Origin of the sequence: Stenotrophomonas sp. LC732 (assembly GCF_052446685.1) — a bacterium.
Classification (GTDB): Bacteria; Pseudomonadota; Gammaproteobacteria; order Xanthomonadales; family Xanthomonadaceae; genus Stenotrophomonas; species Stenotrophomonas muris.
In genome coordinates this window covers 2,435,261-2,446,523 of the sequence record NZ_CP199214.1, presented here as the reverse complement: position 1 = coordinate 2,446,523, position 11,263 = coordinate 2,435,261, and the positions used below count along the sequence as shown (strand labels likewise).

Here is an 11,263-nt window from a genome sequence, read left to right as displayed (position 1 = left end):
ACCTTCAGACATCTCCCAGCCTCCATCGAGGCATGGCCCGACAGCCAACGCGCAATGATCGACCCACCATGGGGCATGAGCAGCCATCGCCTCCGCCTGGGCCGTCACTCGATCATCGGCCAGGTCTACGTTCTGACAACTACCACGCATCAGCGCCGCCGCCTCTTTGAAAGCAAAGCTGCAGCAGCATGTGTGATCGACCAGTTCGATTACATCGAACAGCGCGGGCTCGTACGGTCACACGCATGGGTCGTCATGCCGGATCACGTCCACTGGATGTTCGAGCTGCGCGCAGCTGACCTTCCAGACATCGCACGCCGGATGAAATCGTCGAGCGCGCTTGCCCTGAATCGCTTGGCGGGCCGTTGAAGTACGGTGTGGCAGCCCGGCTACTTCGATCATGCCGTGAGGGCCGAGGAGTCGATGGCGCGGCAAGCGCTGTACATCCTGGGGAATCCGGTACGCGCCGGTCTTGCTGGGCAGATTGGCGAGTATCCGCATGCGTGGTCGGTCTGGGTGTGATGCCGGCCAGCGGCCGGCACTACCAGTCAATGTTCAGCGCGGCCATTCGCTGTTCGGCGCCGCTTGAGTGCGCTTCGGCCGTGGTCGGTCCGGTTTGATGCCGGCCAGCGGCCGGCAGTACCACGGCAGAACCGAAGCGCAGCGCAGATCGTGTTCCGGCGCACAGCGCACCCGCGATGGTAGTGCCGGCCGCTGGCCGGCAACCACATGACCCGCGCGGAGATGCGTAGCTGCCGGCCAGCAGCCGGCGCTACTCCTTCGGCGTCTGGCGCGGCTTGCGCGTGCGCTTCGGCTTTGCGTTATCCGCACCGCTGGCGGCGCCATCCTGCAGTGCCTGCAGCCAGGACAAGATGTCCACGTAGTCGATGAAGTGACGCAGGTAGCCGGGGCTGGTGGCCTGCATCGTGTCCAGCATGCGCTGCACCAGCACCGCCGAGTTCAGCGGGCCGCCGTCAGCCGGGGCCTCGGCGCGCAGGGAGCGGCGCACCTGCAGTTCGCTGCGCAGCTCCGTCCACTCGCGCTGCACCTGCTGCAGCATCGGCACCTGCGGGTAATGCGGCAGCGAGCGCGACCCTGCATCAAGGTCGCGCACCAGTGCGCGCAGGCCTTCGAGCGCTGGCGACTTACTTGGCATCCGGGGCCTTGGGCTTGGGAATCGGCGCGATCTCTACGCGACGGTTGCGTGCGCGGCCTTCCTCGTTGGCATTGGAACTGACCGGCTGCTCGCTGCCGAACGCGGCGGCGAACACGGCGTCCGCCGGTACGCCATCGGCGATCAGGGTGCGGGTCACGGTCAGCGAGCGCTGCGCCGACAGCTCCCAGTTGTCGGCGAAACGCCGGTTGCCTTCGCGTACCGGCGCGTCATCGGTGAAGCCGCTGACCATCAGGATCTCTTCGCGGCTGCCCAGGTAGGCGGCCAGCGGTGCGGCCAGGCTGCGCAGCAGCTCCTGGCCTTCCGGCTGCAGCTGGTCGGAGTTCAGCGCGAACAGCACGCTGCCGCTGATGCCGATGCGGCCATCCACCAGCGTCACGCGGCCGGCCGCCAGCGGTCCAGCCAACGCTTGCTCCAGCGTCTGCAGGCGCTTGGCTTCGGCCTGGCGCTGTTTCACTTCCTGGTCCAGTCGCTGCGACAGCTCCAGCTGCACGGCGACCACACCGACCAGTATCAGCACGAACGCGCCCAGCAGCACCGACATCAGGTCGCCGAAGGCGGCCCAGATCGGGGCATGCGAACCGCCGTCGACCTCCAGCTCGTCGCTCATGCGCTGCCGGCCTTGCCGCGGCGCGCGGCCAGCTGCTGCAGTTCTTCCATCACCTGCTTCTGCGACAGCAGGCTGAGGTCGACCACCTCGCGCGCCTGGGCTACGTAGTAGGCCAGCTGCTCGTCGCTGCGGGCCAGCGAGGCATCCAGTGCGCCGCCGATCTGTTCCAGGCGGCCGGACAACTCGGTGGCGGCACTGCCGAACTGCGCGACCGCTTCGCCGAACGTGCCGGCCAGCTGGCCCACTTCGGCAGCGCTGCCGTTGAGCGCTGCGGCAATGCCATCCAGCTTGCCGGTCTCTGCGGCGATATGGTCGGTGAAGCGATTGCCAACCCGCTCCAGCAGCTCGGCCGAGCCACCGACCAGTGCGTCCACAGCGGTGCGCTGCTCGTGCGAAGCGTGATTGATCGCATCCAGCAGGGTCTGCACGGTGGCCAGCAGGCGGCCGCGCTCTTCCAGCATCGCGTTGTCACGCACCAGGCTCTCGGACAGCGTGCTGCGCAGCTCGTTGATGACGTCGGCAGCAGCCTTCGGAGCGGCCGCGGCGGTCTGCAGCAGGGTAGACACCTCAGCCAGCGTGGCGCTGGCCTGCGCGCGACCGTTCTCGCCGATTTGCTGTGCGGTGGCCGCCAGCGTGTCGCAGACCTGCTGCTGCTGCGCGGCCAGGCGTTCGCCGTTGGCCTGCAGGCGCTCGGTCAGGTCGCTGGAAACGTGCTGCAAGGCTTCGCTCCAGCGCTGCAGGCGCTGTTCGTCGCCGGCCTGCAGCTGCGCCTGCAGCGCGGCGTGGGCCTGCTGCAGCTCGGCGTTGATCGCGTCCCAGCGCGCCTGGCGCTGCTGCTCGCGGCTGTCCAGGCCAGCCTGCAGTTCGGCGTGCGCGGCCGCGGCAGCGGCCTGCGCGGCCTGCCACTGCTGCGAACGCTGCAGTTCGTGGTCCTGCAGCAGCGCCTGGCTGGTGCTGTGGTGCTGCTCCAGCGCCTGTAGCAGCGCCTGCGCGCGCGCGTCCAGATGCTCGCTGGAGGCCAGCAACGCCTGCTGCTGGCGTTCGACCAGCGCGCTGTTGAGTGCCTGCTGCTGTTCGGCGGCGGCGCGCCATGCCTCGGCATTGCCGCGGGCATCGGCCTGCAGGCGCTCGCCGATACGCGCGACCAGTGCTTCGGCGTGCGTGCCCTGGCCATCGCTGAAGGCCTGCAGGTGCTGGCGCAGATCACTGACCAGCGCCTGTTGTGCCTGGGTCTGCTCGCTCACCACCTTGGCCCAGCTGGCCTCGGTGGCGACGCGGCTGCGCTCGAAACCCTCGCTCAGGCCGGCCAGCTGCTGCTGCACGGCCTGCTCGACGCGGGCATGCAGTGCTTCGCCGTGATGGGCCAGGCCAGCCAGGGTGGTTTCGGCCATCGGCTGCAGCGCACCACCGATGGCGGCGGCGCTGGCTTCGGCACCTTCGCGCAGCGACTGCTGCAGCGAGACGGCCAGGCGTTCCTGCAGGGCCTGGCTCTGGGTCAGGAACTCGGCCTGGCCGGCCAGCAGGCGCTCATTGGCGGCCGCACTGTGCTGTTCAAAAGTGCTGGTCATCGCCTGCAGGCGGTCGACCAGCGCCGGCAGCGCCGCAGACTGTGCCTGCAGCAGGCGCAGCGATTCGGCGCGCTGCCAGGCCTGCGAGTACGGATGCAGGTCGCCGGCAATGGCGCGGTCCAGCTGCTGCACGGCCTGCAGGCGGTCACGACGCAGCAATGCCGCCAGCAGGCCGAGCATGGCCGAGCTGGCCACACCGGCGATCGAGGTACCGAATGCCACCGCCAGGCCCTGCACCGGCGAGGCCAGCGAGCCGCGGATCGCGGCCATGTCGGTCGCACTCTGCAGCGCCAGGCCGGTGCCACGCAGCGTGTCCATCATGCCCAGCAGGGTGCCGAGCATGCCCAGCAGCACCAGCAGGCCAACCAGGTATGGGGTCAGCACCGGTGCGGGCAGGGCGGTGCGCTCGCCTTCCACGCGCAGGCGCACGGCGTTGCGCAGGCCCAGCGGCACGCGTTCCAGCCAGGCGGCGAGGCTTTCCTTCGCGCTGGACAGGTCGTTCAGCGCGCTGCGCAGGCCGTTGCTGGCCTGGCGGTAGCGATACAGCTCCACGCCACCGGCGACGTAGCAGGCCGCGATGATCGCCGCCACCGCTGCACCCAGCGGATGCACCGAAACGTAGCCAATGCCGATCCAGCACACGGCCAGCAGGCCGACAAGGAAAACAACGACATGGAAAACAGTTCTGGACATGGTGTTCCGGTCAGTGGGAGCGCAGGGCGTCTTGCAGCCCTTCGATCGGGTGGAAGCGCAGCTGCAGCTCGGCGAGCAGCAGGGTGCGCATGTCATGGCGGAAGGCCGCGCGCCAGCCGGGCTGGCCGTGCACGCGTTCAAAACGGGCGCCGAGCACCGCCGGCGCCGTGGCCAGCAGGCTGTGCTCGCGCGGGGTGAGGGTCTGTTCCATCACCGCATCGACCTCGGCCAGCCGCGCCAGCTCGGGTGAAACCTGCACCAGCTGGTCGCGCAGGCGGCCGCGCAGGCGCCCGGTGGCCGTCTGGATGGCCTGCTGCAGCACCCGATAGCGCTGGCGCAGCGAGGCGAAGTTGGGTACAGCGGCGGCTTCGGCCAGGTCCAGCAGGCGCTCGGCTTCGGCATCCTCACTGATCGAGGCCAGCAGGCTGGCGTGCGCCTGCGCGCAGTCGGCCAGCACATCCTCGAGCGCTTCGGCGGCTTCACCGGGCTCGGGCAGGCGTCCGCCGAGCGCCCCGGACAGGGCCACGGCGCGGCTCCAGTCCACCCACTGGCCGAGGCGATCGGTCAGGGCGGGACTGGTGGCCGGCATCGCGCCGTCGCTGAGACGGGCGAGCAGGCGGAGGAACTCCGGTCCACCCAGGACCGGCTGCGCTGCGTTCGCCATCAAGGGGTGAGGGGCCAAAAACCGTTGATTTTACAACCAGATGACCCGGCCTGGATGAAGGCGGGGCCGGGGGGAGGGGCCCCGCAGGCGCGACAAGGCTTAGAATGTCCGGCTGCACCCATCCGTTCGACCCCTGGAGTTCCCCAATGACTGTTGCGCAGTTCTACCCGATCGGCACCCCCGGACAGCCCTGGGGCGACGCGGAACGCGCACAGTGGCGGGCCCGCCAGCAGCGCCAGCGCAGCTACCACGACGATGTGGTGGCCGCGCTTGAACGCCTGGACGACAGCTTCGATGTGATCCAGTACGGTCAGCTGGACTACGCGCCGGACCATTACCCGCTGTTCGCCGTGGTCAACCACGACTGGAACCCGGCGCTGCCGACCGCGCTGATCACCGGCGGCGTGCACGGCTATGAGACCAGTGGCGTGCATGGCGCCCTGCAGTTCCTGGAACAGCAGGCCGAGCGCTACCTGGGCCGGCTGAACCTGATCGTGGCGCCGTGCGTCAGCCCATGGGGCTACGAGCGCATCCAGCGCTGGAACCCGGATGCCGTCGACCCGAACCGCAGCTTCCGTGACGGCGGCCAGATCGAGGAAGCCGCCGCGCTGATGCGCTGGGTGGCCGAGCGCAAGCCGAACCTGCTGGTGCACCTGGACCTGCACGAGACCACCGACAGCGACCTGCACGAGTTCGATCCGGCCCGCTGCGCCCGCGACGGCAAGCCGTTCGAGCGCGACACCATTCCGGACGGCTTCTACGTGATCGGCAACAGCGAGGATCCGCAGGCCGAGTTCCAGAAGGCCCTGATCGCCGCCGTCGCCCCGGTCACCCATATCGCCCCGGCCGACGCCGAGGGCAACCTGGTCGGCCTGCCGTTGCAGTCGCCGGGCGTGGTCTGGGGCGAATCGCGTTCGATTGGTGCCTGCGCCGGCTTCACCGATGCACGCTTTGCCACCACCACCGAGGTCTACCCGGACAGCCCGCGCACCAACCCGCAGGAATGCAACGACGCCCAGGTGGCGGCGGTATGCGCCGGCCTGGATTTCGCCCTGGCCGCACAGTAACGCGCCACGTTCCGGGCGGTGACCGGCATCAGCCGGTGCCGCTTGGCCGGCGCGGTGGCGAGCGGCGCGCCGGTCGTCGCCCGGCAGCCGGCGAAGACATCCAGCTCGTGCTGGTACACGCTGCTGCTGACACCGAACAGGCCCAGCAGGGAATGGAAGACATTGTCGTGGCTGTAGGCGCGGCGCAGCGCATTCCCACGCAGGCAGGGCATGTCCAGGCCCGCGTTGCGGCTGAACTCCGTTGAGAACCACATCACCATCGGCACCTGGGTCTGTTCGCGCGGGGCGATGAAGTAGGGCGTGCCGTGAAGGTACATGCCGCGTTCGCCGAGCGACTCACCATGGTCGGAGACATAGATCAGCGCAACGTCGCGGTGGTCCGAATAGCCCTGCAGCAGGTCGATGGTCTCCGCCAGCACCTGGTCGGTATGCACCAGGGTGTTGTCATAGGTGTTGACCAGTGCCTCGTTGCTGCAGTGCTGGATCTGGTTGCTGTCGCAGGTCGGGCTGAAGGCCCGCGACGCTGCGGGATACCGTTCAAAGTAGGTCGGTCCATGGCTGCCGAGTTGATGCAGCACGACCAGGGCATCGCCATGGATGGCGTCGATGCGTGCGCCGAGCCGATGCAGCAGCACGTCGTCGTAGCAGGTGCCGTCGGCGTTGACGCACTGGCCGGCCACCTTGAGTGCGGGCATGTCCTCGGTCGGCACGCGCTCGCACACGCCCTTGCAGCCGCCATTGTTGTTGTTGCGCCAGAGCACGCCGACGCCGGTACGCTGCAGGATGTCGAGCACGTTCTCCTCGGTCGCCGCGCGGACGTCGTCGTATTGCTGGCGGGTCATCTGCGAGAACATGCAGGGCACCGAGATCGCTGTTGCGGTTCCGCATGAGGAAACATCACTGAAGCTGATGACGCCTTCCTTGCGCGAGAGCCGGGGATTGGTCGGGCGTGGGTAGCCGTTGAGCTGGACGTTCTGTGAACGAGCGGTCTCGCCGACGACCATGACCACCAGCTTCGGGCGCGGGCCCGGAACGCGCCGCGCGTCCGTGCCGATCGGGCGCAACGGTTGCTGGCGGGTGCTGTAGAGGCTTTTCAGATAGCCGTGGGTATGGCGCACCACGTTCAACGGCAGTACCTGGTCGCGGATGTAGCGGTTATTGCGCAGCAGCGAGGAGTAGTCCTTGTAGAACGCAAAGCCGATCACCAGCAGCACCACAAGCGACGCCAGGACGTTGGCCGGCCACACCAGCAGCGAACGTATCGAACCGGCCCCGCTGGTGGTGCGCACCAGGGCGAGCCCGGCAGCGGGCAGCACGCCCAGCGCCAGCAGGGTCAACAGCAGCGGCAGCGACAGATAGGCGTTCAGTTCGGCCTGATTGGTCTCGAACACGTTCTGCACCATGCTGCGATCGATCAGCACGTTGTAGTGCAGCATGAAGTGGCTGCACGCGGCGCTGACGACAACGAGCAGCACCAGCAGCGGCCTGCGCAGGAATGGCAGTGCCAGCAGTGGCGTCAGCAGCAGGTTGAACAGGCAGAACAGCAGCGGCGGCAGGCTGGCCAGGAACAGCATGCTGCGCAGGCTGTTGAGATCGATCAGCCCCCACAGCGTCTTCCAGAGGGCGAGGTTTCCAATCGTGGCGAAGAACAGTGCGGCGGCCCAGACCAGAACGATTGGATGGGACCGCGGGAAACGGAGGCATTGACGCACGAGCAGGTTCCGCGGAACAGGAGTGCGCGCAGTATCGAAACGGCCTTATCAGGAAGTTGTCAGGATTGCCGGGCTAGCCCAGCAGGATCACGCCCCACACCGCACCCACCATCAACAACGCGGTGGTCTGCGCGGCGCTGCTCATGTCCTTGGCGTTCTTGGACAGCGGATGCTTCTCCAGCGAGATGCGATCAACCACGGCTTCAATCGCCGAGTTGAGCAGTTCCACCAGCAGGCTGATGAAGCAGACCGCCAGCACCAGTGCCCGCTCGACCGTGCTGATGTCCAGCACGAACGCAGCCGCCATCAGCAGCGCGTGCAGCAGCAACAACTGGCGGAACGCCGCCTCGCCGCGAAAGGTGGCGATGAAGCCATCGCGCGAATGGATGAGGGTGTGGAAGATGCGGCTCAATCCGGTCTTGCCGTGCGGGTACTTGCCGCTGTCCTTGGGGTGCTGCATGCCGTCTCCAGAGCGGGGGAGCAGCCCGGAGCATGTGCAGCCCGATGTCAGGAATCCGTCAGATGCGGGGGGCGGGGCCAGCGCAGGGTGAACCGGCACCCCTGCCCGGAGGATTGCACGGTCATCGTCCAGCCCAGGTGCTCGACGACGCGCTGCACGATCGACAACCCCAGCCCCTCGCCGCTGTGCGCGCCACCGGCCACGAAGCGCTGGAACTGCCGTGGGTCGATGCTGGACGGCAGGCCGGGTCCGGTGTCAGCGACGATGAGTGCGGTGTCGTGGAGGGTGATCCGCACTTCGCCGCTTTCGGTGTACTGGCAGGCATTGCGCAGCAGATTCCAGATGATGCTGTGCGCCAGATCCGCGTTGGTGACCAGCACGGGGTCATGCCGGGCATCAAACGCAACGGTCACCGGCTTGCCGGAAAGCCAGGGCTGGCAGCGTTCCATGCAGGATTCGAGCAGCGGACGCAGGGCCACCGCGTTGCGCGGCACGGCGCCGGGGGCGCGCGAGAGCAGCAGCAGGCAGGTCAGCTGGCGCTGCATCTCCTGGGTGGTACGCAGGATGCGTGCCGCGCTGGGAACCAGGTGGCTGTCGGCCGGAAGCTGGCAGGCCAGCGTTTCGGCAGCACCGCCGATGATGGCCAAGGGCGTGCGCAGCTCGTGGCTGGCATCGCCGCTGAAGCACTGCTCGCGATGCAGGAACCGTTCGAGCTCGTCACTATGGCGGGCAAAGGCGCGCGCGAGCACGCCGATCTCGTCGCGTGCGTCCTGGTAGGGAAAGGGCTTGTGGCCGTCCTGCACCGCATCGGCCAATCGTGTGATGGGCGCGATGACGTGGGTAGCGACCTTGCGGCCGATGAGGAAGGCGCCGAGCACGCAGACCGAAATGACCAGTGCCGCAAAGGCATTGATCAGGTGTTCCAGATAGCCATAGGGTGCAGCGTCCTGCAGCAGGTAGTAACGTTGGCCACGACTGTCGAACACACGCAGGTGCCACTCGTTGGGCGCCTCTTCGCCGTGGTAGCCCGGGCCGTACTGGCGCAGTACGAATGGCACGTCCTGGGCATCGAACAGCTGGGTCCCTGGTGGCAGGGCGGGGTGTTGGCCACGATCCAGCGCGGCCTGCAGCCTTTGCACTTCGCCGTGCTGGGTCCGTGCGACGACAGCAGCCCGGACCTGGTCGTAGTCGACCTGTTCGGCCAGTACGATGAAGCCCATGGCACCGGCCATCAACAGCACGAACGAGATCGTGATGCGCGTGCGCAGGCTCAGGCGGCGGTAGAGGGAGGCAGGGCTCACGCCTGCATGCGCCAGCCGACGCTGTGCACCGTGGTGATCAGCGCGGTGTCGAAGCTGCGGTCCACCTGCAGGCGCAGCTCATGGATGTGGGTTCGCAGCGCGCCGCTGTCCGGTGGCTCGTCGCCCCAGACCAGATATTCCATCTCCTGCTTGCGCACCACTGCGGGAGCTGCACGCACCAGGCACATCAGCAGCTTGTGCGACGTGGGCGTCAGCGCAATGCAGCGGCCTTGCCGCCAGGCCTGTGGCGAGCGCGTGTCCACCTGCAGGTCCTTCCACGCCAGCACGCTCTGGACCTGGCGCCCCTGTGCCCTTCGTACGAGGGCCTTGATCCGTGCATCCAGTTCCGTCAGCGAGAACGGTTTGACCAGGTAGTCATCCGCGCCCAGGGCCAGGCCCTGCACACGGTCTTCGACCGGATCGCGTGCGGTCAGCATCAGGATCGGCACCGGGTTCTGGAACTCCTGGCGCAGCTTCTGGCACAGCGTCATGCCGTCCAGGCGCGGCAGCATCAGGTCCAGCAGGATGGCGTCGTAGTCGTGCTGCGTGGCCCGGCGCAGGCCACTGGCGCCGTCGCGCGCGTCGTCCAGCACGTAGCCGAGCGGTTCAAAGAAGGCATACAGGTTGGCAACCAGCTCGGGGTTGTCTTCGATGATCAGCAGGCGGGTCATGGCATGCGTCCTTGCGCGTGGCCGAACTCTGCCCGATCGATGGCCGAATGCCAATGCCCTTGCTGAATGGATCGCGGCCTGGGTTCGGCCCGGTCAAGCGACGTTCAATCGGCCGGGCTGCGTGAATCGCGGATCGAGTAGATCACCGAGAAGATCTTCCAGCCCTGCTCGGTGCGGACCAGCTGCCACATTTCCTTGCCCCAGTTGGTCTTCACCCCATCGTCGTGGAAGCTGTAGTCAAACGAGACCGAGGCCACATCGCTGTCCGTTTCGATCTTCGTGTTGGAGAACTTCTCCTCCTTCGGCTTCGGCGAGGCCATCGCCCCGTCGATCAGCGCGATGAAGTTGTTGGCGGGAATCTGCCGTGCCTTGATCGCATCGGGCTTGGCCTTGCGGATGTCCTGCAGGCGCACATCCTCGGAAACGAACTGCCAGCCGATGTCTTCCGGTTTGTCAGAGAAGAACAGGCCCATGTAGGTCGGCTTGTCCTTGTTGATCAGCGAGGTGCGGAACGCTTCGACCACCTGTTCGATCGCCTTGACGTCGGCGGGGGCATTCTGCGTGGCGTAGGCCGGCAGCCACGCCGGGAGCAACAGGGCGAGGGCGACGAAGCGTGCACGTGCGTTGGGCATCATGGGGTCCTGGGGAGAAATAGGGTGGCGCGGGCGCATCACCGCGCGTAGGTTCGCCAGAAGAGCACGTGGTCTTCGGTCCTGTTGATGGCGACGAAGACTGATTTTCCGGATTCGGGCGCGCAGCGAAAGACGCGATACGACGACTTGAGCGTCCCGTCGCCCGGCCACCAGTATCGATCGAACGCAACAGGATCGCTGTGACTGAATGTCGTTGCCTGGCAATCCGCAGGCAGCCGCAGTGGTATCGCAGGAGGCTTGGTGAAGGCCAGCGCGCTGGTGTTCGAGTCGAGGTCGTGCACCTCGCGCAGGTCGGTCGCCTCGTGGGGCACCCAGCCGGGAATCCATCCCTTGTTCACCATGTCGGAGTCAAGCGCCTCGCGCAGCGTGTCGAACGAACTGTCCATCACCAGGCCGCAGGCGCACAGCACACTGCAGAGCGTCACGACGATGGCGCGCCGGATCATTCCTTCAGGGCTGATCATCGTTGTAGTCCCCGCCGGGAAGCAGCCTGACCAGATCTTCCGGCGCCAGGCGCTTGAGCCGCTCTCGCAGTTCCAGTCCGTAGGGCCGGTCGTTGGATTCGGCATGGCGCTGCCCTTGGGCCCGCACCGCTTCACGACCAGACCGAGCTCCTGCGTGATCCTGCACTTCCGGCGCTTGCCTGCCATCGACGGGTGTCCCTGCGCTCGTCCTGAAACATCGGTCGGC

At 67.3% G+C, this 11,263-nt stretch carries 11 protein-coding genes and 1 pseudogene; 2 read left to right on the top strand and 10 right to left on the bottom strand.

Translation table 11 applies throughout. From position 1 onward, the window contains the following. The first annotated feature begins 75 nt into the window (after positions 1-75). Positions 76-522: pseudogene (locus ACT6SE_RS11745) on the top strand (REP-associated tyrosine transposase). Between the two features lie 250 nt (positions 523-772). Here the strand turns inward: ACT6SE_RS11745 and ACT6SE_RS11740 are convergent. Genes ACT6SE_RS11740 through ACT6SE_RS11725 form a run of 4 tightly spaced genes read right to left on the bottom strand, consistent with a single transcriptional unit; the run spans position 773 to position 4,709 of the window. Continuing rightward, complete coding sequence (locus tag ACT6SE_RS11740; RefSeq protein ID WP_046431032.1) at positions 773-1,156, bottom strand: DUF2894 domain-containing protein; 384 nt, start codon at positions 1,154-1,156, stop codon at positions 773-775. After that, entirely contained in the window at positions 1,146-1,784 is a 639-nt protein-coding gene (locus tag ACT6SE_RS11735; protein ID WP_005409939.1) for an OmpA family protein, read from the bottom strand. Before ACT6SE_RS11735 ends, ACT6SE_RS11740 begins: the two co-directional genes overlap by 11 nt. Further along, positions 1,781-4,045 (bottom strand): DUF802 domain-containing protein, encoded by a 2,265-nt coding sequence (locus ACT6SE_RS11730; protein ID WP_046431030.1) that lies wholly within the window; start codon positions 4,043-4,045, stop codon positions 1,781-1,783. The genes ACT6SE_RS11735 and ACT6SE_RS11730 overlap by 4 nt, the downstream gene beginning before the upstream one ends. 10 nt (positions 4,046-4,055) lie before the next feature. Beyond that, positions 4,056-4,709: a DUF3348 family protein gene (locus ACT6SE_RS11725; RefSeq protein ID WP_014647411.1), complete on the bottom strand. Its 654-nt coding sequence runs from the start codon at positions 4,707-4,709 to the stop codon at positions 4,056-4,058. 146 nt (positions 4,710-4,855) lie between these two features. Here ACT6SE_RS11725 and ACT6SE_RS11720 point away from each other — a divergent pair, with 146 nt between their 5' ends. Continuing rightward, a complete protein-coding gene (locus ACT6SE_RS11720; RefSeq protein ID WP_033835608.1) occupies positions 4,856-5,776 on the top strand; it encodes a M14 family metallopeptidase in 921 nt (306 codons plus the stop codon). Here ACT6SE_RS11720 and ACT6SE_RS11715 read toward each other — a convergent pair. The 6 genes from ACT6SE_RS11715 to ACT6SE_RS11690 all read right to left on the bottom strand — a co-directional run bounded on the left by ACT6SE_RS11715 (position 5,680) and on the right by ACT6SE_RS11690 (position 11,037). Continuing rightward, positions 5,680-7,488: a phosphoethanolamine transferase gene (locus ACT6SE_RS11715; protein WP_046431029.1), complete on the bottom strand. Its 1,809-nt coding sequence runs from the start codon at positions 7,486-7,488 to the stop codon at positions 5,680-5,682. The two genes, ACT6SE_RS11720 and ACT6SE_RS11715, sit on opposite strands and share 97 nt — an antisense overlap. Positions 7,489-7,561: 73 nt before the next feature. Then, entirely contained in the window at positions 7,562-7,948 is a 387-nt protein-coding gene (locus ACT6SE_RS11710) for a diacylglycerol kinase (protein WP_046431027.1), read from the bottom strand. Between the two features lie 47 nt (positions 7,949-7,995). Beyond that, entirely contained in the window at positions 7,996-9,249 is a 1,254-nt protein-coding gene (locus ACT6SE_RS11705; protein WP_046431025.1) for a sensor histidine kinase, read from the bottom strand. Further along, entirely contained in the window at positions 9,246-9,920 is a 675-nt protein-coding gene (locus tag ACT6SE_RS11700; RefSeq protein ID WP_032962486.1) for a response regulator transcription factor, read from the bottom strand. The genes ACT6SE_RS11705 and ACT6SE_RS11700 overlap by 4 nt, the downstream gene beginning before the upstream one ends. A gap of 104 nt (positions 9,921-10,024) precedes the next feature. After that, positions 10,025-10,555, bottom strand: coding sequence for a nuclear transport factor 2 family protein (locus ACT6SE_RS11695; RefSeq protein ID WP_046431023.1), 531 nt, complete (start codon positions 10,553-10,555; stop codon positions 10,025-10,027). A 35-nt stretch (positions 10,556-10,590) separates the two neighbouring features. Continuing rightward, a complete protein-coding gene (locus ACT6SE_RS11690; RefSeq protein ID WP_046431050.1) occupies positions 10,591-11,037 on the bottom strand; it encodes a hypothetical protein in 447 nt (148 codons plus the stop codon). Positions 11,038-11,263: the final 226 nt, after the last annotated feature.

What these genes read in the sequence shown, in the direction of transcription:
- ACT6SE_RS11740 (WP_046431032.1), bottom strand. Translation starts at nt 1,156, where the DNA reads ATGCCAAGTAAGTCGCCAGCGCTCGAAGGCCTGCGCGCACTGGTGCGC.
- ACT6SE_RS11735 (WP_005409939.1), bottom strand. Translation starts at nt 1,784, where the DNA reads ATGAGCGACGAGCTGGAGGTCGACGGCGGTTCGCATGCCCCGATCTGG.
- ACT6SE_RS11730 (WP_046431030.1), bottom strand. Translation starts at nt 4,045, where the DNA reads ATGTCCAGAACTGTTTTCCATGTCGTTGTTTTCCTTGTCGGCCTGCTG.
- ACT6SE_RS11725 (WP_014647411.1), bottom strand. Translation starts at nt 4,709, where the DNA reads ATGGCGAACGCAGCGCAGCCGGTCCTGGGTGGACCGGAGTTCCTCCGC.
- ACT6SE_RS11720 (WP_033835608.1), top strand. Translation starts at nt 4,856, where the DNA reads ATGACTGTTGCGCAGTTCTACCCGATCGGCACCCCCGGACAGCCCTGG.
- ACT6SE_RS11710 (WP_046431027.1), bottom strand. Translation starts at nt 7,948, where the DNA reads ATGCAGCACCCCAAGGACAGCGGCAAGTACCCGCACGGCAAGACCGGA.
- ACT6SE_RS11700 (WP_032962486.1), bottom strand. Translation starts at nt 9,920, where the DNA reads ATGACCCGCCTGCTGATCATCGAAGACAACCCCGAGCTGGTTGCCAAC.
- ACT6SE_RS11695 (WP_046431023.1), bottom strand. Translation starts at nt 10,555, where the DNA reads ATGATGCCCAACGCACGTGCACGCTTCGTCGCCCTCGCCCTGTTGCTC.
- ACT6SE_RS11690 (WP_046431050.1), bottom strand. Translation starts at nt 11,037, where the DNA reads ATGATCAGCCCTGAAGGAATGATCCGGCGCGCCATCGTCGTGACGCTC.